The organism is Campylobacter sp. 19-13652, from assembly GCF_019702925.1.
Taxonomy (GTDB): Bacteria; Campylobacterota; Campylobacteria; order Campylobacterales; family Campylobacteraceae; genus Campylobacter_A.
In genome coordinates this window covers 1,632,254-1,651,412 of record NZ_AP024713.1, presented here as the reverse complement: position 1 = coordinate 1,651,412, position 19,159 = coordinate 1,632,254, and the positions used below count along the sequence as shown (strand labels likewise).

Sequence of the window (19,159 nt, the reverse complement as noted above, 5' to 3'; positions counted from 1 at the left end):
ATTTTATTATAAGCTCGCCTCCTGCCGCATTATGAGTGCAAATTTTTGCCATTGAGATGCGGCTGGAGAGATTAAATTTAAAGCCAGATTTAGGCTTTATTTTGCCTGCTTAAAGCTAAGCGTGCAAGTAAGCTGCAGGGTTTGGGCTAGTTTATCGCCTATATAAAACGGCAGTTTCACCCCAGCTGCTATTATGCTAAGCCCATCTCGTGGCGCGCTTAGTGGTATATGCGCTATGCCGTCTTCATCAGCCTTGATGTCTAAATCATCATTTTGATCCTCAAAGCTAGCACCGCTAAATGGCTTTCCGTCAAGCGTAACCAGCACTTTTAGCTTGTCGCCTTGCTTTAAATTTAGTGGGTTTTGAAGAGGTGTGATTTCTAGTTTTAGTCCCACTGGTTTACTTAGCTCATCACTCCAGCTAAACACACTTTTGCCAAATTTTAAATTCCTTCTAGTGTCGTATATTGTGCCACTAACTTCATTTCTAGGCTTGTTAAAATGCTCATTTTGCGTAAAGCTATAGTAGCCTAAATCATACATCACAACACTTAATGCAACCTCGCCTTGGCTTTGGATTTTGTTATTTTTATAATCATATCCAGCTTTTATTTGCTTGCCGTCTTTGTCAAATGCGCTTACACCGACGACATTATCGCTTTTTATCTCCTCCCAGTGATCATCAGCCCAAAACTTAAGCTCATAGCCCTTATCTTGCTGTACTGTAAAAATTTGATGAGCGCTTAAAGATGTCGTGATTAATAAGCCAGCGATGGCAACTTTTGATAAATTTATCATTTAAAGCCTCCTTTTGTAGGTTTTATTAAGTCTTATGAGGCGAACCCACGCTCAAAATAGGGCGTGGGTAGAAGGGATTATTCAAAGCTAGGCTTTATTTTTGCCACCCAACTGCTTATGCGCTCAGCTGTTAGATCACCTTGATTATCAGCATCTAGTGCAAGACCTATGAATTTGCCATCCCTTACAGAGTCAGAGCCGTCAAACTCATAGCCATCTGTGCTAACGCTTGCGTCTATCATATCACCACCAGCGGCTTTTGCTGCGTCATAAAGTTTTCCCAGAGCGTTGCAGTACTCATCAGAGTAGCTAGCGCTATCGCCCATACCAAAGCAGGCGACTGTCTTTCCGCTTAAATTTAACGAACCAAAATCAAATGCGTCCCAGTCGTCTTGCAAATCGCCACTTCCCCAAGTAGAGCTACCTAGGATTAGCTTGTCAAAGCCATTTATTGTGCCAGCGTCGGTCTCACCCACGTTTAGCACCTCACAAGGCAAGCCTAAAGTTTCAGCGATTAAATTCGCAGCGTCTGCAGTATTTCCCATACTGCTACCATAAATGATACCTATCATTTTATTCTCCTTTTAATAAATTTGGAACTATCGTATATGGGACTAGCTTTATCTCTCCCACGCCTTGCTCGCAGTGCCTTATTTGTATCTTTTTATTAAAGCGCGGCGAGCGAGGGGCTACCACGTATACGCTAGCTTGTGGCTCTTTGCGCAAGAGCTTTAAAGCGCTTTTTATCTGTGCGTCTGCGCTTGTTTTATCTTCGCAGTCAATCTGCGAAAAGCTAGGCAGTACGGCTAGCTGCACCTCGTTGTTTTCTTTGATATAAATGACGCCGTTTTCTAGCGTTACATCTTTATCTTGCTGTTTGGCTGATATTTTTTCAAAAACGTAGTTAGTAAATACCTCCTGTGCCCCAAGCCATATCTCAAAGTTCCCCTGCGCATGGCAAAGCGTTATAAGCCTCGCTACCGGCAGTGCCGGTGCAACGGCTAAATTTGAGATTACGTGGGATAAATTTATTGCGCTTTGCTTTTTCTGCGCTAGATTTTGGGCTTTTTGCCTTTGTTTGTAGGCGTTTATCACAGCTGTGCTTGCTAGGTCTATAAATTTAATACCTTGCGCTTTTTTATAGCCATTTGGGCGCAATAAGGCTTCTATTTTAAACTCAAAAGCTCTCATTATATTGCCACATTTTGCCTGTTTTAGCGGTATTTTTAGGGCGCATTCAGTCGCACTATTATAAAGCGCCAGGAAAAGCTTCGTCCTTTTTTGTGCGCTAAGAGTGCGAAATATACTTGGAGCTATTTCGCCAAAATCGCAAGAGTATCCAAATCTCATCTGCTATTTTCTCCCACATCCAAACTCCCTGTCTAGCCCAAAGACCTTGCAGTATTCACAAAAAACGCAGCTAACACTACGCTTAGCGCATACAAGTGGAATATTGCGCTTTTTAGCCTGAGTTTTGATAGTTTTCATTGTGTTGTGGTTTAAAAAACTCGTAAGCATTACGATGCACTGAGTATCTTGCGGGATCGGTTTGCGGTTTACGCGGTTTTCATTGCGTGCGTCCCAGTGCTCGATTTTGTTTGCGCCTAAGTCTTTTAAGACCGCTTTAATAGGGGTTATTTCATCTGCACCGATTACTAAAACTGACATCGTAGCTCCTTTTATTTGATAATGGATATTATAAACAATTTATTCTAAAAGATTTCTTACATATGAGAATAAATATCAAATAATTTCTAAAATTTTTAATTTTTATTAAAAAATATAAATAAATTTAAACAGTTAGCCTAAATAAGCAAGCTATGGTAGCTGAATGTTTATCTATCTTTTATGGGTTTAAAATTAATGCATAAGAAGGCAATTTGCGGCTAAAAGATTGGATTAAAGCCTGTGATGGAGCTTGATAAATTTATTAGCTAAAATGTGTGGCATTATTAGCTTTTTGACGTCGTTTATTTGGTGTTAGCTTTTATGTCTATTTTTGGATTTTGTGATAAATAGCCTATCTTGCGCAGCTAAGGCTAAAGTATGGGCATAAATTTACCCCGCTACGCATAGCTAAAGCCCAGCGGGGTTGCGCCGTAAAATGGCTATTTGCCTGGGTAGAGGCTCTCTAGCTTTGAGTATATCTGTTCTAGGCTAGCGGGCTTTGTGGCTAGGATTTGGCTTAGGACTTCATTGTCCTCCTTATCGCCCCAGACTTTTATGTATGTGCCATCTTTGTAGCCGTGCTTTTGTCTAAAGGCGTTTAGTACGTTTTTGCCGATGTAGCCGTTAAAGAGCTTTTCTAAATTTACTCCGCATTTTAGTGCGACTGTAAAATAGCTGTGAAGTATGGCAAACACGTCAAAGCTAAAGCCGCTGCATTCGTGGATTAGCTTTTCGATGTCGTTTAGAATTTCGTACATATTTTCGCTTGATATATCGCGAGGTTCTTTGCAAAATGTGCTAAAATCCCTAGAGCTTGCTATGTCATTAGCTAGTCTTACAGGGTCTGTAAGCCCTCTTAGGTGGTATTGCGCTAGCATTAGGCTTAGCACAAAGTGCCAGATGTCGACTATTTCGATTAGGATATTTTCGCGGTCTGCCTCGGCATTTACGTTTTTCCAATGCTTCCATGCAAAGCTATCGATTAGCTCAGCGCACTCCATATATATGCAACGGCGCCAGCTTATGAGCTTGCCGTTATTTGCGTAGCCGCTCTCCCAGCCTACCCCAGCGGTGGCGTCATTTAAGCTTTGTTGCATGTTTATCATTTGTAGGATTAGATTTTGTTCTTTCATGGTTTGTCCTTTTTGTGCGTCATTATAGCACGAGTTTGGGCTTGACGCAAGTTAAGGTGAGCTTATAAATTTAATGATAAAATTTGGCGATTTTATTTAAGGAGAAAAAAATGAAAAAAAATGATGAAGTCATATGCAATGTCTGCGGCATAAGCAGCAAAGATGAAAAAGATGCCGTATTTATACAGGCCATAAAAGGCGGCGAGAGCGTGGATATATGCACTAGCTGTATGCCAACAGTCATTCACGGCTCAGGCTCTGTAGTAAGAAGCAATGAGAGCATAGCAGCCGAGCTAGGTAAGTAGCTTAGGCTGGTAGTACGCGGTGGCTGTTGTGCCTTAGATACGCTCTAAACTCCTCAGCCCTCATAGGGCGTTCTAGTGCGTACCCCATAGCCTCTGTGCAGTTTAGTTTTCTTAAGATTGCGATAAATTCTTTATCTATCACGCCCTTTGCCGTTGTGTGAATACCTAGGATATTTCCTATATCTATAATAGATGAGAGTATCTCCTTTTTGCTTTCACAACCTTCGGCACTTTCAACGATACTGTGAGCGATTTTTATACGGTTTATGCCGTAGCGTTTTATGAAATTTATCGATGAATGCCCTATGCCAAACTCATCTATACATACGCTTATTCCCATTTTTTTAAGAGCCTCAAATGTATCATCTAGTACAACTTTTGGGTGGCGCCAAATTTTTTCTAAAAGCTCGACCTCTATATATTTAGCCTCTAGCTCGTATTTTTGCAAAAAGCCATTTATTATGGAGGCAAAGCGAGGTCTTATGAGCTGTTGGTGGAGGATGTTTATGCCGGTTTTTGGTATTCTTAATCCCTCGTGTTGCCACTGGGATAGAATTTGTATCGTTTTTTGCGCACTTAGCGAGCAAAGCTCTGAGCCCATATCTGAGTTTTGTGCTATGGTTAAAAACTCCTTTGCCTCTAGCTGTCCGCCACGGTGATTCCAGCGTAAAAGTGCCTCTGCGCCACAAATTTGGTTAGTGTTTATGTCAAAAACAGGCTGGAAAAATATCTCAAAATCCGTTTGAAAATCGGCATTTCTAAGCATATTTTCAATGCGTGCTCTATCGTTATTTAGTTGGCTTACCTCTTTGGAGTAAAAGCAAATTTGAGATTTGCCTGAGTATTTTAAAAAATGCAGAGATTTATCTGCGTTTCTAAGTAGTTCTTGGGCGTTGTTGGCCGCTTTTATGACTTCGTCGCCTTGTGCTTTTGTCATGTGTGCGCCGATATGGTAGATTAGGTTAAAGCTATAATTATCTATAAAAAATGTCTCACTAAGCTTTGAAAGTATAGTGTCGGCCAGGTTTTTAAATTCGTCTTCATTTTCTAACTTTTTTACCAAAACAAACTCATCAGCCCCAAGGCGTGCTATGGTATAGTTATTTGCAAACTCACCATCATACTCCTTAATATTACCCTGTACTAGCTCAAGTAAAGTTTTTGCTATGCTTTTTAGTAACCTATCGCCTATACTGTGTCCGTAGGTTCTATTGATGAGTTTAAATTTTTGTATATTGATATAATAAATCGCTACTAAATTGTCTTTTATACCGAGCATATTTTCTAACTCATACATTAAAAAGTTGCGGTTACTTAGCCCTGTTAAGTGGTCTTTGTTTAGCATATCTCGTAGCTTTAAATTTGATAGCGAGTACTGGCTAGAGTGCGTTTCTATAGTCTTTTTAAGTGAATCTTGTGCTGCGAGTTCTTTTTCTAGGAGCATTTTTGCGTTTATGTTACTTCTTGCATAGTGTCCGATTAGGGCATGGGTCATTAGCACAAAGATTATAAACGATAAAAACTTTGCGTCCATGTCCATGTGTATGGCTATTGGGATTAGCACTAGTAGTGGTATCCAGCTCGTGCTAGGGGATAGAGTTAGATTATCTCTACGAACGCGCCTATTTATGTGTCTTAGGTGAAATGCGCCAAGCATATAGATAAAAAATGGCACCACTCCAAGGGCTAGTACCACTCCACGCTCATAAGGCAGGGACATCTGGCTCTCTCCAGAGCCTATCCAAGTAAGATTATCATATGCATCATATATGGATATGGTTGCTTCAAGCATGGTTGCTATCATTATGTATAGTATGCTATGTCTTATGATTAGCTGGTTTGAGACGAAAAATGCGCTCATTATGATAAAAATGCTAGCCATGCTTATGATGATTATTAAAAAATAGGCAAATGGCGCTGGAGCTTTAAACACCATAGAATAATCAAATTTATCAAGCATGCCAAGCGTAAATGCGCCAAGGGCTAGAAAAATACTAGCCATGTCGATATTTGCTACAAGGCGCTCTTTTATATCATTTAAAAATCGATTAAAAAAGTACACACTAATTGCTGAAAATATTAAAAGCACAGGCAAGACATTTGAGATAAATAGGTACTGGTACTCATGCTCTTGTATCTTTGTTACAGCTACCATATAAAAATACCACATCGAATTTCCCACTATGCTCATAATAGCTCCAAGGCAGATAAGCACCCAGTGGGTCGGCGTTTCGTTTTGTTCTATCGCACAGATATAAATCTCCCTAGCTATGACAAAAAGTGCGCATATATTTAGGTAATAAATTAAAAATGAAAGCTCCAAAAACATCGCCAAAAGCGTGCCTAAAAATAGCGAAGTAGATATATAAATAGCCCTTTTTTGGCTTTTGCTAAAGGCTAGGTCTAGTTTCATTACCGCTTCCTTTTTTAGGCTCTACGCTTGTTATAAAATGCCTATTTTTTAAGCCATTTTCTGCCCTAACTAGCTCTATTAGTTCGCTTAAGCTTAGCGCCTCTGCCCAGATAAATCCTTGTACTTCATCGCACTCTAGCCCTTTTAAAATTTCAAGCTCTGCTTCTGTTTGTATGCCCACTGCTATGGTTTTTATCTCCATTTTTTTAGCCATTGTTATAATCGCTTTTACCACCTTTTGGTTTGAGATATTTGTGTCTATATTTTTTATTAGCTCTTTTGAAATTTTTATCTTATTTATGCTGTATTTTTTGATAAATTCGATTGAGATTAGCCCTGTGCCTGAATTATCAAGATTTACAAAGACACCATTTTCTCCAAGCTGTGTGATAACATTTGAGACAGTTTCCTCTAATCCAGAGATGTTTTGCTCATTTATGTCTATGTTTAGCCAGCTAGGTTTTAGTCTATTTTGGCTTATCATCTGCATGAGCTCTTGTGTGAAGTTTATATTTTCAGCCTGCCTTGAGGCTATATTTACACTCACTGTTAAATCCGTCTCAAACCTAGCATTTACTCCGCCTATCTCTTTTAATGCTTTTTCAAGTACCCAATTTCCTATATTTATTATAATAGGGCTTTGTTCTGCCACTTTTATAAAGACTTCAGGCTCTATTTTTCCCTTTATTGGGCTTTGCCACCTAAGAAGTGCTTCTACGCCTATTAGTCTACGCTCTTTTAGTGTGTAAATAGGCTGATAAAGCAGGCTAAATTCTTTGTTAAAGTCAGCCCTTTCAAGCAGTATGTCGATTTTTGTGTCCTCCCATACCTTGCTATTTATCTTATCGCAGTAGTAGGCAAACCCTCCAGCACTTACCTTTGCTGGAGCTAGGGCTATTTCGGCTTTTGCTATTAAATCAGTCGCAGAGATTTCGTTTATTTGTGTGCTTGATATGCCTATTTTGGCATTTATTTGAATTTGTCTTTGCTCTATTAAAAGTGGCTTTTTTATCTCATTTAGTAATTTTACAGCAAATTCGGTGCGGTCATTTTTGTTATATGCTCTCCTTATGGCTATTATTATATCATCGCTATTAAATCTCCCTATTATTGCGTTTTGAGGCAGTATTTGCTTTAGTTTTTTTGCGGTTTGATTTAGTGCACCATCGCCTATATAGTGTCCATATATATCGTTAATTTGCTTAAATTCATTAATATCTATGCTGTATAAATTTATCACATCGCCAAGCGGTTTTGAGGTAATTAGCTCACTAAGGGCGATGATAAACCAGTGTCTATTTAGCACCACAGTTATTGAGTCATAGTGGCTTAGATTTCTAAGAGTTTCATTTACTTCTTTTAGCTTTTTTTTGTGCTCTTCTATTTCATGGTCTAGCTCTGAGTGGAGCTTTTGCTCTTTTTTAAAGACATCTTTATTGTGGGCGATGCTTGAGATGTGGTATGTGAGTATGCGGTGTATTATTAGGATTAAAATTAAAAAGCTAATCCATATAAAATTTGGTCTATTTACAAAAAAGCTCGCTACAACAGGGGGTAGTAAAAATATAAAATTTAAATTTCTAAACTGGCTTGTACTAATGCTTTTTTTAATATAAAATTGACTTTTTTTTGCGATTAGGCTAGATAGCAAAAATAGCGTATAAATCACGCCAAAGATGGCAATGTAAAACTCATTTGTGCTTAGTATATTTTTTATTTTTAGCCAGTGGCTATCATTGCTAAAGGCTATTTCAGATTGAATTATTATGGCGTTTAAAAGCCCGTAAATACCATAGATGGCAATAGCTGAAAAAACAATCCAAAATGATGCGCTAGCTCTTTTTCTTTTAATGGATAAAAATATGCTTAGCATAGTACTTAGGACAAAAATATCCATAAAAAGATAAAATTTATATGGGTTAAATTTTAATCCGTCTACGTCTTGAGAAAATAGCAAAATCCAAGTAAAACCGCTGTAAATAAGCGTCTTTGTAAGGGTATCTATTAGAATTTGTGCGTTTTGCGTTTTTTGATAGATTGCGTTTAGTATGGAGGCTGCTATGCCTGATATTAAAATAGAGCCAATCACGCTAAAAGCGTGTAAAAGAGGCATTTGTGATATTTGCGTAATATCTGTATCTTTGTAAAATACCCAAAGTCCAGTTGCTAGGGTGTTGCTTAGTAAAAATATAAAAATAAATACGTAATATGAGGTAAAAAGCCCCACATGCCTAATAAATGCGATATAAAGCAAGCATGAGGCTATTTGCATGAGGCTAAAGCTAGTAAAACTAAGCGCAAATAGCCCAAAATACGATAATACAAGCGATAAAACAAAAGGCGCTAGGGTGCATAAAATAGCAATAGCGTGGCTTTTTTTAGTCTGCAAATAAATCCTATAAATCTCAAATTTTTCTAAATTATATCACAGTTTTACTCATTTATGGCTTGTGCACTGTATCTAGCCCACGCCCCTGAAGTATCCAGCTCTCCACCTATTAGCTCGTATCTGTTGTAATAATATTTTACAAACTCCTCCACTTCGGATTGCTTTGGGAGGTAGGTTTTGTCATCTTTTACGCAGTAGTTTTTTAGCCAAGTGCTAGCGTCATTTTGCTCTATGTAGTGTATGGCTAGGCTCTCATAGGTAAGTAGGCATAGCTTTTTAAATCTCTCATAAGCTGCCGCGCTTATATCAACCTCTAAGCTAGTGCCGTTAAATTCTATCGCTTTGGAGCTAAAAAGCAGGCTTAAATGTATAAGTCCCTCACAGTAATACGCTCTTACCTCTGGGACGTTTTTCCACGCTATTAGCCCTACAGCGCGTGCGATTAGTTCCGCAAATACGGCTATCCTAAGCTCTCCGCTAACCTCCTTATCGTTTAAGAAAAAGTTAACAAGTCCCCCAGCTGTGGCCTTATACTCCTCTATAAATTTAAACTCTCCACTTTCATTCATCAGCTTTTCAGTCTGCTCACCAATAAAGAAAATATGCCCAAACTCATGTCCGATTGTGCTTGCGTTATAAACTTGCTTCCAAAGCCTAGGTCTTACAAAAAGCACCCTGCGGTTAAATTCCAAAAACTCACTTGGAAAAATCTCCGTACTAAGGCGCATAAACGGACGCGCCATAGAGGCAGTGCGGATATGGTCTGTAAAGGCAAAGATTTTCTTGCCGCATTCAGAGCTTACGGTTTCGTCATTTGGCACGACTTGAGCGCTAAAAAGCCCATCAAGCTCCGCTGCGTAAAAGAGCATAGGTGCGCTTATGTAAAGCTGGGTTTTTTTGATATTTTCTATCACTTGAGTACGCATAGACTCGTCATCTGCGCCCAAATTTTTATAAAAATGCTCAAAGGTGCTTATCATTTGGGATTTTAGCTTATTTTCGTCTATGGCTGAGTTTGAGGCTAGTCGCAAGTCCCATTCGGGCGCAACTGCATGCGTTAGGGCGTCCTCGTAATATTCAAGCGGATGTCCCACTTGAAGTGGCGCTTTTACCCTCATCCACACGCGTTCCGCGTCTTGCCACTTGCCTATGCACTCATTTACCTCTTTGCAAGCAAACGCCTCCTTTAGCGCGCTAAAATACTCTATATAAGCAGCCGCATCTGCGCTAGAGATTAGCTCATCAGTTTGATTTAGATTATCTTTCATAGCTTTAATAGCATTAAAAAATGCCGCGTCAATGGCACTAAATTCATCCTTAAAAGCCTCTGCATACGTCCTCATATCATAGCCTGCGCCACTTTTTACAAGCGCGCCATAAGCCCTATCAGCCGCCTCGCCCTGTGGTGTACGCATGAAAAGTCCGTTTTGTTTTAGCCACTTTACAGCCTCGCTTAGCTCTTTAAATTTATCCAAAAGCTCCTCGTTTGTGCCGTCTATTATCTTTTCTTGCCAAGATATTTGCCACTCATTTATGGCTAGCCCTATCTCGTGTACGCCCATGATTAGCGCCTTGCTAAAGCCTTTTATTAAGCCGTCATTTATGGCTCGCTCGATTAGATTTTCGAGGTTTTGCATATTAAATTTAAGCGCAAGTTTAAAAAGGGGTTTTTTAATATCTTTTATCTGCGATTGATTAAAGTTTAGCTTTTTTAGCTCATTTTCTATCGCTTCGGTTTTTAGATCCACAAGCCGCTTTGCCACAGCTAGTCGCAAAGCCTCTGTATCCTCCTTTAAGCCAGTCTTAATCCCGCAAATATTAATCCCCTCGTCTATGATAGATGAGTTTAAATTTTTATAAAGCTCGTACTTTTCTTGCCAGCTTTGTTTTAAGATTAGATTTAAATTTATGAGTTTTTCCATATTTGTGTTACCTTTTTGCTATTAAAATTGATAAATTTTATCACAAACTATTTAATATAATTGCAAATAGGAGTAAATTTAAGTAAAATCAACTAAAAATTAAAACAAGGAAAACTTAAATGATAGGCGCACAGCAAGACCCAAATAATGTCTTAGAAATAATAAAGGATTATGGAGAGCCATTTATCCGTATAGTGGCTATGCCAAAGGATACAAACTCAGCTGGAAATATCTTTGGTGGGTGGATAATGAGCCAAATAGATCTAGCAGGTGGAAGTGCAGCTAGGCAGGTAGCACCAGAGCGTGTGGTAACTGTAAGCATGAAAGAGATTCTTTTTACAAGCCCTGTTTATGTGGGGGATCAAGTCTGCTATTATGCAAAGATAAAAGATGTGGGCAAAACCTCCATACATGTACAAGTTGAAGTCATTGCGCTTAGGCTAAATGAGCTGGGCTTTCGTCAGCCTCATCACGTCGCCAGCGCACACGGTAGCTACGTAAGTGTAACCAAAGACGGAGTAAAAAAAACCATAAGCGACGAACTAAAGCGCCTACATGGCTTTTAAATTTAATATGGTATAATCCGCGCTATTAAATTTACAAGGCGCAAAGAAAATGAACGAATATGATATCATCGTAATAGGCGGCGGACATGCTGGCATAGAGGCTAGCATGGCGGCTGCAAAAATGGGCAAAAAAACGCTTTTAATCACAATCCTAGCCGAGCAAATAGGCGCAGCAAGCTGTAATCCAGCTATAGGTGGACTGGCTAAAGGACACCTCGTAAAAGAAGTCGACGCTCTTGGCGGGGTTATGGGGCTTAGCACCGATATTTGTGGGATTCAGTTTCGCGTGCTAAATGAGAGCAAAGGTCCAGCAGTACGTGGCTCAAGAGCGCAGATAGATATGGATAAATACCGTGTTTATATGAGAAATTTGCTCCTAAATACTCCAAATTTAGAAATCACTCAAGAAATTGCCTCTCAAATTCTAACGCAAAACGGCGCAGTGTGTGGCGTAAAAACTCACCTAGGCAATGAATACTTTGCAAAAGCAGTGATAATCACGACTGGGACGTTTTTAAACGGGCTTATTCATGTGGGATTTAATAAATTTAGCGCAGGGCGAGTGGGCGAGCTAGCTAGTACGGAGCTATCAAATAGCTTAAGGGAGCTTGGGTTAAATTTGGGTAGATTAAAGACTGGCACCTGCCCTAGGATTGACGCAAAGAGCATTGATTTTAGCACTCTTGAGCGACAAGACGGCGATGCTAAACCAAAGGCATTTAGCTTTCGCACTCGCGATTTTAACCCCACTCAGCTGCCATGCTACATAGCCTACACAGATGAAAATACCCATGAGATAATCCGCTCAAATTTTGACAAAGCGCCGCTTTTTACAGGGCAGATTGAGGGTGTGGGGCCACGCTATTGTCCTAGCATTGAGGATAAAATCAATCGCTTTGCCGATAAAGACCGCCATCATCTTTTCATCGAGCCGCAGACTGCCGAGGCGAGCGAATACTACATAAATGGCTTTTCTACCAGCCTTCCTTATGACGTGCAAGTGGCAATGATAAGAAGTATAAAAGGCTTTGAAAATGCGCGCATAGTAAGGCACGGATATGCGATAGAATACGACTATGTAGAGCCTACACAGCTATACCACACGCTAGAGACAAAGGCTGTGGCTGGGCTATATTTAGCGGGACAGATAAATGGTACGACTGGGTATGAGGAGGCTGCGGCTCAGGGGCTAATGGCTGGCATAAATGCCGTGCTTAAAATTGACGCAAAAAAGCCCTTTATCTTGCGCCGAGATGAAGGATATATCGGCGTTTTAATCGATGATTTAGTAACCAAAGGCACAAAAGAGCCTTACCGTATGTTTACAAGCCGTGCGGAGTATCGCCTGCTACTGCGTGAGGATAATGCGACGCTTAGACTAAGCCATTATGGGCATGAGTTTGGGCTTTTATCAAGCGATGAGTATGCTTTGGTAGATGCAGTAAGAGAGCGTGTAAAGCAGGGGCTGGAGTGGCTAAATTTGACAGAGATTACACCCTCAAAGGCTAATTTGGAGTTTTTATCTAGCATTAACGAGGATATTATAAGCGAAAAAAGTACTTGGCAAAAAATCGTCGCTAGAAAGAGCTTTGGTGCGGATAAGTTAAGAAAGCTTGATGAGTTTTTTGCTGGGCTTGATGAGGTTAGCTTAGAGCAAATTTTAATCGAGGCAAAATATCAGCACTATATAAAAGAACAGCTAGGGCAGATAGAGCGCATGAGAGGCATGCTTGAGGTTAAAATTCCGGGTGATTTTAGCTTTAAAGGTATAAGTGGGCTTAGTAATGAAGTGATAGAAAAGCTCGAGCTTTTCAGGCCGCCGACTCTATTTGCGGCTAGTCAGATAAGCGGTATCACGCCAGCTGCAATTGATATTATTCATATATATTTAAAGCAACGCGGAGCAATTTAAGCATAATTAATTGCGAGATTAAATTTAAATTTAAAGTTGATTTAGCTAAAATCAACAACTTGTATATAGCAAATTAGATGAAAGGACGGCAATGTCTCTTAAGCAAGAACGACGAGATTTTATTGGTTTAGCCTTTGGCGCGGTAGCTGCTGTTGGCGGAGCTTTTTCGCTCGTGGCGATGAAAAAGACGTGGGATCCGCTTCCGAGTGTAAAAGCAGCTGGTTTTACAACAGTGGATATAAGCCCTATAAACCCAGGCGAGATGCGCCAAGTAGAGTGGCGTAAAAAGCCTATTTTTATAATAAGAAAAGACGATAAAATGTCAGCTGATGACGCTAGAGACGTCATTATAGACGGTAGTCGCTATACCGTAGTTATAGGTCTTTGTACCCACCTAGGCTGCATACCTCAATGGAGAAGTAGTAGTCTTGACTTTGTATGCCCCTGTCATGGAGGCGTATTTAACGCAAGCGGCGTAAATACCTTTGGCCCACCACCTCGCCCACTAGATATACCACCTTTTAAAATAGAGGGTACTAAGCTAGTCTTAGGCGAAGAGGGCGAAGAGTATAAAAAATTAGTTGGTAAAGCTTAAGGGGGGGCGTTTAATGGCACAAATTCATAAATCAACAAGCGTTCTTGACTGGTTTGATCAGCGCTTAGCAGTAACTAAGCTCTTTAAAGTACTTATGAGCGAATACTGGATACCGAAAAATATCAACTTCCTTTGGGCTATGGGTGTTATACTTATTAGCCTTTTTGCGGTGCTTTTTATAAGTGGACTTTTTCTTCTTATGTATTATAAGCCCGATGTACATTTAGCCTTTGATAGCGTAAACTACACAATAATGCAAGAGGTTGAGTATGGTTGGTTATGGCGACATATGCACGCAGTTGCAGCTTCTGTTGTGTTTTTGATTATGTATATTCACCTACTTACTGGGCTTTATTATGGTTCTTATAAGAGGGGTCGCGAAGTCATATGGGTAAGTGGAATGCTGCTATTTATCTGCTTTTCAGCTGAGGCATTTAGCGGATATATGCTACCATGGGGACAGATGAGCTACTGGGCGGCGACTGTTATTACTCAGCTTTTTGGTGGTGTACCAGTAATTGGCGATGCGTTAGTTGAATGGATACGTGGAGATTATGCTGTTGGCGATAGTACGCTTACTCGCTTTTTTATGCTTCACGTCTGCCTTATGCCGATAGTTATTATTGCCGTTATTGCGGTGCATTTTTACTCACTTCGTATTCCGCATGTTAATAATATAGATAGCGAAGAAATAGACTTTGAAGTAGAGGCTAATGAGTATTTGCATGGAGATAAAGCTAAGGCTAAGGTTATTCCATTTTGGCCTGGATTTTTGTCAAAAGACTTTATGTATGTATCGTTTTTTATGATTTTTTATTTTTATCTAGTTTGCTTTCACTACGGTTTTGCGATGGATCCGATAAATTTCGAGCCAGCAAATCCTCTAAAAACTCCACCACACATCTATCCTGAGTGGTATTTCTTATGGCAGTATGAGATTTTACGTGGATTTTTCTTTGATATAGCTGGAATTTCAGCCTACAATATAGGGCTTATGGCATTTGCTTTTGCTGGAGCTGCATTTATGATTATACCTTTACTAGACCGCAGCGATGTAGTAGCCCCAGCTCAGAGAAGACCTCTGTTTTTTATATGGTTTTGGGTGCTTGTGATTGATTTAATATTGCTGTCAATCCTGGGTAAACTTCCAACCGGAGGTATTATGGATTGGTTGGGCTTTGGTTCATCTGTGCTATTTTTATTCTTATTTATAGTGGCACTACCACTTATTACCATACTTGAAAGGAAAAGGGGCTAATTATGAAAGAGTTAAAGATATTTGCTATATTAGTTATCCTTTCAGGGATTCTTTACTGGGGTATTGAGCCTTATGCACATACTAAGCTACATCCTCACACCTCTGCTGCTGATTTTGACTATATAAATGAGGATGTGGAGCTTGCAAAAGAGCATTTAAATCAAAAACAAGTAGAGCTAACTATGGCTGAGCTTAGCCATGACAGTGCCAAAGTCTTATCTGCAAAGGTGGCTTTACAATCATCTAAAGAGTATTTAGATTCTTATGAGAGCTTTTGGGGAGATATTAAAAAAATTGACCTAAACAAAGGCGACGCCACAAAAGGCGAAGAGATATTTAATAATGCTGGCTGTACAGGTTGTCACGGCATGAAAGTAGCTGGTATAGAATCGCCAAATGATGCAGCTGGCGCTAGCGAGGCTTTTGGGGTGGTTCCACCTGATCTTAGTACCGCTGGGGCTATTTATGATAGCGAGTTTTTGGCTGCACTTATTAAAAATCCACCTATGGCGCTTAAGTTAAGTCATAAATTTAACGATGAAAAGCCTTTTCCTATGCCAAATTTTGCACCAAGTTCTGATAATGAAAATGGCGAAATTGCTGATTTGGTGGCTTATCTAAAAGCAATGAGCGAAAAATATATAAGCGAAAACAATGGTATAAGTGACGAGAGATTATTTGCTGATGCTTGCCAAAGATGCCATGATATGAAGTACGCAAAACTTTATGCTACTTCAAATAAAGCATTGCTTGCAGAGTATTTAGGCTCAACTCCACCTGATTTATCTATGATGATTAGAGCGAAAAACTCTGATAATTATCTGGTCAAATTTATAAATGATACTCAAAAAATGCTTCCAGGTACGGCTATGCCTCGTGTTGGTTTGACTGATCAAGCTACTGAACAAATAGTCGGATATATGGAAAAAGTAGGGGATAGTAAAAAGGCAGAGCGCGAGAGCTTGGGAATTTATATAATGCTATATTTCTTAGTTTTGGGCATATTTGCAACACTATGGAAGCGCAAGATTTGGGCTGATCTACATTAATATTTTTGGGTTAGGATAGTCCTAGCCCATTTTAAATTTATACAAAGCTTTATTTCATGTCTATGCTAAAATGTTCTCATTGTCAGCAAAAATTTGATAAAAATGCCATGATAAAATCAGGCTCTGAGTACTTTTGTTGCACTGGTTGTGAGAGCGTTTGGCAGCTTTTGCATTTAAGTGGGCTTGAGGAGTTTTATGATAGGCTAGGTGATAATGAGCTAAATCCAGCCAAAGATGTAAAGTCTGATAAATTTTCATTTTTAAACTCAAACAAAAGCCAAGCCATAAATACAACAGATGATAAAATTTCTACCGATTGTCCTACTCTTTCAGATATTAAAGTCATAGCAGATAAGCTTGATAGCGAGCTTTTGGATATTCAAGAATTTGAAACAACTTACGCTAAATATATCAGGGTAAAAGACAAAGCCCACGAGATAAGCCTCGTGATTGAGGGGATTTCCTGCTCGGCTTGTGTCTGGCTTTTAGAAAAGCTTTTAACTTTAAAAGATGGCATTTTAGAAATTAGCATAAACTCCACAAACCAAAAAGCAAACATAGTCTTTGACCCACAGAGCATAAGCCTTTCTTATATTATAAATTTAATATCGCGCGTAGGGTATAAGGCTATGCCATTTGACGCGGCTAGCTACGAGGAGCGCACCCAGAAAAAAAGGAGAGAGTTTTATTCGCGCCTTTTGGTGGGGCTTTTTGGGCTTATGAATATAATGTGGATAGCTGTCGCACAATATAGTGGGTACTTTAGTGGCATGAGCGAATCTATTCGCTTGATTTTAAATTTTGCCGAGTTTATTCTGGCTACACCTGTGCTTTTTTATACTGGTAGCGGATTTTTTGCTGGGCTTAGGGCTAGTATTTTAGGGCGACATGCAAACATGGACGCGCTTGTGGCAAGTGGAGCTTTGAGTACTTATATATACTCGGTTTATGCTATGCTTACTCGTAGCGGGGAGGTCTATTTTGACTCTGTTGCTATGATTATCACCTTTGTTTTTATAGGCAAATTCTTTGAATCTACAAGCAAAAAAAGCGCCACAGATGCCTTTGATACACTCCTAGCGCGGCTACCTAGCACGGTTATGGTTAAAAGAGGCGAGGGGTTTATTAGCGTGAATGCTGATAGCGTGTCTAGTGGGGAGATTATTAGGCTTTGTGCTGGGGATATGGCTCTGCTTGATGGGGTTTGTAAGAGTGGCGAGGCCAGCTTTGATACATCGATGATTACTGGCGAGAGTTTGCCAGCTTTTGTCGAGGCTGGTGGCGAGATTTTAAGTGGCAGTATCTGCATAAATGGAAACGTGCTTTATCGTTGTACCCAAAGTGCAAAAAATAGCCTTATAGGCAGGCTTTTAGACGTGCTTTGGCACAATCTATCTAAAAAGCCTCGTATTGAGGAGTTAGCAAATAAAATTTCATCAGGCTTTTCTTTAGCCATTATTGGTCTTGCTGTGCTTACATTTGTTTATTATCTATTTTCTAGCTCGTTTTCCTATGCGCTTATTATAGGTGTTTCAGTCATTGTTATAGCCTGCCCATGTGCGCTATCTCTAGCTACTCCAGTTAGTACCGTGGTCGCACTTTCTATCGGATTTAAAAATGGCATACTTTTTAGATATGCAAGCATTATTGAGGCGCTTTGTGAGTGTGATACGGTAGTCTTTGATAAGACAGGCACTTTAACGACTAAAGAGCTTAAGGTGTCTAGTTTTAGCTACTTTGCACCATTTGATGAGGGTATTTTGCTATCTATTACGCAGGCTAGCACCCATCCAGTAAGCGTAGCTATCGCAGGTTATCTAAAAGCAAAAGGCGTAATGCCAAAAGATGTTTGCGGTGTTAGGGAGCTTGCTGGACGTGGCGTGATGGCTTATTATAAAGAGCGTGAGATAGCAGGCGGTAGTAGCAGGCTTATGAGGGAGCTTGGTATTAGCTTATGTTCTGGTAGCTCAGGGTATTATTTTGCGATTGATGGGGTTGTTCTAGCTAGTTTTGAGCTTAGCTCTGCGCTAAGAGATGAGGCAAAAGATAGTGTGCGTGCGCTTTTTGATATGGGGCTTGATGTGATGGTGCTATCAGGAGATACCAAAGCCTCTGTAGCAAAGAGCGCACAAGAGCTTGGCATAAGCTCGTTTAAGTCCTGCTGTCTGCCAGAGGATAAGGCTAGCGAGATATCAAGGTTAAAAGAGGCTGGGCGCAGGGTGCTTATGGTGGGAGATGGTATTAATGACGCTTTGGCGCTTTCAGAGGCTCACGTGGCTGTGGCGATGAGCACAGGGGCTGATGTGAGCCTTAATACAAGCGATGTGATACTACTAAACGACAGCCTAAAAGCGCTTGTTTTTGCGGTGCGTCTGGCTAGGGCTAGCATGCGTAAGGTGCGGATAAATTTAGGCTTTTGCTTTGTCTATAATGCCCTTAGTATTCCGCTTGCCATGACTGGGTATGTCGTGCCGCTTGTGGCTGCTGTTTCTATGTCGCTTAGCTCGCTCGTGGTGGTGTTAAACTCCCTCTCACTTGGGCTTAAATTTAAAGGAAAAATATGAGTGATGGCGTGGTTGTGATGATGCTTATAGTATCGATTTCTCTTGGTGGGGCTGGGCTTGCGGCTTTGCTTTGGGGGTTAAAAAGTAGGCAATTTGAGGATCATCGCAAGTTTTTAGAAGGTGCTCTTGATGATGGCGAGGATGCGCTTAATGATGCGTATGAACTAGAAAAAAGGCGCGAGGAATTTAAAAATAGGCGCTAAATATTTTATATAAATTCGTATGATTTTTGCTAAGTTTAACAAAACTAGCAAAGGGCGATATGAATAGTGTGTAAAGTATAAATTCAAATCTCTTACAAATAGCAAAGCCCAGTTGTCAAAATCTAGTGCCAAGCCTTAATGTGGGAGCTTTTCTAGCCTTTTATCTGCTAATCCGCCTAGCTCAAGCTTTGGCTATACGGTAGATGAAAATGGCTTTTTTAATAAAGTAGCAGGCTTGCCAAATGATTTTAAAACCCACAAAGACATGCTAGCTCAGATTGAGCAGTTTAATTAGGAAAATTATATCTATTCTCACGCTCTAGGCATAAGCCCATTTGTGCATATTGATATGGAGGGCACGTATAGGATGTTTAGCGAGATTAC

16 protein-coding genes are annotated in these 19,159 nt (G+C 40.0%); 8 read left to right on the top strand and 8 right to left on the bottom strand.

The window, feature by feature from the left end; all coding sequences use genetic code 11:
- Positions 1 to 96: 96 nt before the first annotated feature.
- The 5 genes from LBC_RS07925 to LBC_RS07905 all read right to left on the bottom strand — a co-directional run bounded on the left by LBC_RS07925 (position 97) and on the right by LBC_RS07905 (position 3,599).
- Positions 97 to 798 carry a DUF4198 domain-containing protein gene (locus LBC_RS07925; protein ID WP_221253901.1) on the bottom strand — a complete coding sequence of 234 codons (702 nt, stop codon included), beginning with the start codon at positions 796 to 798 and terminating at the stop codon, positions 97 to 99.
- 77 nt (positions 799 to 875) lie between these two features.
- On the bottom strand, positions 876 to 1,370 hold the full coding sequence (gene fldA / locus LBC_RS07920) for a flavodoxin FldA (RefSeq protein WP_221253900.1): 495 nt from the start codon (positions 1,368 to 1,370) through the stop codon (positions 876 to 878).
- Position 1,371: 1 nt separating this feature from the next.
- A complete protein-coding gene (locus LBC_RS07915; protein WP_221253899.1) occupies positions 1,372 to 2,148 on the bottom strand; it encodes a hypothetical protein in 777 nt (258 codons plus the stop codon).
- A 3-nt stretch (positions 2,149 to 2,151) separates the two neighbouring features.
- Positions 2,152 to 2,466, bottom strand: coding sequence for a DUF2325 domain-containing protein (locus LBC_RS07910; protein ID WP_221253898.1), 315 nt, complete (start codon positions 2,464 to 2,466; stop codon positions 2,152 to 2,154).
- 440 nt (positions 2,467 to 2,906) lie between these two features.
- A complete protein-coding gene (locus LBC_RS07905; protein WP_221253897.1) occupies positions 2,907 to 3,599 on the bottom strand; it encodes a dUTP diphosphatase in 693 nt (230 codons plus the stop codon).
- A gap of 110 nt (positions 3,600 to 3,709) precedes the next feature.
- Here LBC_RS07905 and LBC_RS07900 point away from each other — a divergent pair, with 110 nt between their 5' ends.
- Positions 3,710 to 3,904, top strand: a complete 195-nt coding sequence (locus LBC_RS07900; RefSeq protein ID WP_221253896.1) for a hypothetical protein — start codon at positions 3,710 to 3,712, stop codon at positions 3,902 to 3,904.
- Between the two features lies 1 nt (position 3,905).
- Here LBC_RS07900 and LBC_RS07895 read toward each other — a convergent pair whose 3' ends face one another.
- The 3 genes from LBC_RS07895 to ciaB are packed head-to-tail and all read right to left on the bottom strand — an operon-like array spanning position 3,906 to position 10,628.
- On the bottom strand, positions 3,906 to 6,317 hold the full coding sequence (locus tag LBC_RS07895) for a bifunctional diguanylate cyclase/phosphodiesterase (RefSeq protein WP_221253895.1): 2,412 nt from the start codon (positions 6,315 to 6,317) through the stop codon (positions 3,906 to 3,908).
- On the bottom strand, positions 6,295 to 8,706 hold the full coding sequence (locus LBC_RS07890) for a bifunctional diguanylate cyclase/phosphodiesterase (protein ID WP_221253894.1): 2,412 nt from the start codon (positions 8,704 to 8,706) through the stop codon (positions 6,295 to 6,297). The genes LBC_RS07895 and LBC_RS07890 overlap by 23 nt, the downstream gene beginning before the upstream one ends.
- A gap of 44 nt (positions 8,707 to 8,750) precedes the next feature.
- Positions 8,751 to 10,628: an invasion protein CiaB gene (gene ciaB, locus LBC_RS07885; protein WP_221253893.1), complete on the bottom strand. Its 1,878-nt coding sequence runs from the start codon at positions 10,626 to 10,628 to the stop codon at positions 8,751 to 8,753.
- Positions 10,629 to 10,789: 161 nt separating this feature from the next.
- On the opposite strand from ciaB, the gene LBC_RS07880 reads away from it, so the two are divergent.
- The 7 genes from LBC_RS07880 to ccoS all read left to right on the top strand — a co-directional run bounded on the left by LBC_RS07880 (position 10,790) and on the right by ccoS (position 18,775).
- Positions 10,790 to 11,194 carry an acyl-CoA thioesterase gene (locus LBC_RS07880; protein ID WP_221254998.1) on the top strand — a complete coding sequence of 135 codons (405 nt, stop codon included), beginning with the start codon at positions 10,790 to 10,792 and terminating at the stop codon, positions 11,192 to 11,194.
- A 49-nt stretch (positions 11,195 to 11,243) separates the two neighbouring features.
- The gene (gene mnmG, locus LBC_RS07875; protein ID WP_221253892.1) at positions 11,244 to 13,106 is read left to right on the top strand and encodes a tRNA uridine-5-carboxymethylaminomethyl(34) synthesis enzyme MnmG; all 1,863 of its coding nucleotides are present in this window, start codon (positions 11,244 to 11,246) and stop codon (positions 13,104 to 13,106) included.
- Between the two features lie 91 nt (positions 13,107 to 13,197).
- Positions 13,198 to 13,701 (top strand): Rieske 2Fe-2S domain-containing protein, encoded by a 504-nt coding sequence (locus tag LBC_RS07870; protein ID WP_221253891.1) that lies wholly within the window; start codon positions 13,198 to 13,200, stop codon positions 13,699 to 13,701.
- A gap of 13 nt (positions 13,702 to 13,714) precedes the next feature.
- Positions 13,715 to 14,959 carry a cytochrome bc complex cytochrome b subunit gene (locus tag LBC_RS07865; protein WP_221253890.1) on the top strand — a complete coding sequence of 415 codons (1,245 nt, stop codon included), beginning with the start codon at positions 13,715 to 13,717 and terminating at the stop codon, positions 14,957 to 14,959.
- A 2-nt stretch (positions 14,960 to 14,961) separates the two neighbouring features.
- Positions 14,962 to 16,008 carry a c-type cytochrome gene (locus LBC_RS07860; RefSeq protein WP_221253889.1) on the top strand — a complete coding sequence of 349 codons (1,047 nt, stop codon included), beginning with the start codon at positions 14,962 to 14,964 and terminating at the stop codon, positions 16,006 to 16,008.
- 56 nt (positions 16,009 to 16,064) lie between these two features.
- Positions 16,065 to 18,572, top strand: a complete 2,508-nt coding sequence (locus LBC_RS07855) for a heavy metal translocating P-type ATPase (RefSeq protein ID WP_221253888.1) — start codon at positions 16,065 to 16,067, stop codon at positions 18,570 to 18,572.
- On the top strand, positions 18,569 to 18,775 hold the full coding sequence (ccoS, locus tag LBC_RS07850) for a cbb3-type cytochrome oxidase assembly protein CcoS (protein WP_221253887.1): 207 nt from the start codon (positions 18,569 to 18,571) through the stop codon (positions 18,773 to 18,775). Before LBC_RS07855 ends, ccoS begins: the two co-directional genes overlap by 4 nt.
- The last annotated feature ends 384 nt before the right edge of the window (positions 18,776 to 19,159 follow it).

Bases quoted from the DNA above. Each gene is read 5' to 3' on its own strand.
- LBC_RS07855 (WP_221253888.1), top strand. From the start codon at position 16,065: ATGTCTATGCTAAAATGTTCTCATTGTCAGCAAAAATTTGATAAAAAT.
- LBC_RS07925 (WP_221253901.1), bottom strand. From the start codon at position 798: ATGATAAATTTATCAAAAGTTGCCATCGCTGGCTTATTAATCACGACA.
- fldA (WP_221253900.1), bottom strand. From the start codon at position 1,370: ATGATAGGTATCATTTATGGTAGCAGTATGGGAAATACTGCAGACGCT.
- LBC_RS07865 (WP_221253890.1), top strand. From the start codon at position 13,715: ATGGCACAAATTCATAAATCAACAAGCGTTCTTGACTGGTTTGATCAG.
- LBC_RS07910 (WP_221253898.1), bottom strand. From the start codon at position 2,466: ATGTCAGTTTTAGTAATCGGTGCAGATGAAATAACCCCTATTAAAGCG.
- ciaB (WP_221253893.1), bottom strand. From the start codon at position 10,628: ATGGAAAAACTCATAAATTTAAATCTAATCTTAAAACAAAGCTGGCAA.
- LBC_RS07895 (WP_221253895.1), bottom strand. From the start codon at position 6,317: ATGAAACTAGACCTAGCCTTTAGCAAAAGCCAAAAAAGGGCTATTTAT.
- LBC_RS07915 (WP_221253899.1), bottom strand. From the start codon at position 2,148: ATGAGATTTGGATACTCTTGCGATTTTGGCGAAATAGCTCCAAGTATA.
- LBC_RS07905 (WP_221253897.1), bottom strand. From the start codon at position 3,599: ATGAAAGAACAAAATCTAATCCTACAAATGATAAACATGCAACAAAGC.
- ccoS (WP_221253887.1), top strand. From the start codon at position 18,569: ATGAGTGATGGCGTGGTTGTGATGATGCTTATAGTATCGATTTCTCTT.
- LBC_RS07900 (WP_221253896.1), top strand. From the start codon at position 3,710: ATGAAAAAAAATGATGAAGTCATATGCAATGTCTGCGGCATAAGCAGC.
- LBC_RS07870 (WP_221253891.1), top strand. From the start codon at position 13,198: ATGTCTCTTAAGCAAGAACGACGAGATTTTATTGGTTTAGCCTTTGGC.
- LBC_RS07860 (WP_221253889.1), top strand. From the start codon at position 14,962: ATGAAAGAGTTAAAGATATTTGCTATATTAGTTATCCTTTCAGGGATT.
- mnmG (WP_221253892.1), top strand. From the start codon at position 11,244: ATGAACGAATATGATATCATCGTAATAGGCGGCGGACATGCTGGCATA.